The 454-nt window shown below is 57.3% G+C and carries 1 protein-coding gene; it reads right to left on the minus strand.

The annotated features are described in order from the left end of the window. Positions 1–454 (minus strand): ABC transporter permease subunit (locus tag ACU8YC_RS27365; RefSeq protein WP_446896309.1); only part of this gene is annotated, 454 nt, incomplete at both ends.

Consider the following 454-nt stretch of genomic DNA (forward strand, 5'->3'; position numbering starts at 1 on the left):
CCAGTGTGGTGCCAGGCGCAATAGCACGGCTCAGGCGTTGGCTGAGTAGCAACAGCGCTAAACAACACAGCATCTGGATCAACGCCAGAATGGCGGCGCGGGCAGGATCGTAATCAAAGTTCAGCGCCTGATAAATAGCCAGTTCGATGGTGGTGGCTTGCGGCCCGCCGACCAGCGACAGAACAGTGGCGAAGCGGGCGAAACAGAGCATAAAGATGAGCGCTGCGACGGGAAGGATTTGCCGACGAAGCCACGGCCATTCAACAAAACGGAAGAAATGCCAGCCGCGCATCCCGAGTTGAGCGCCGAACTGTCGATGTTCGCCGGGAATATTCTCCAGCGACTGAAACAGCAGACGGCTGGCCATTGGCAGATTGAAAAAGACGTGCGCCAGCAGAATGCCCTGCAAACCGTACGGCGAAAAAGTCCATTCCAGCCCTAAGGCATGCCAGAG

It is taken from the genome of Citrobacter sp. VF227 (assembly GCF_052950715.1).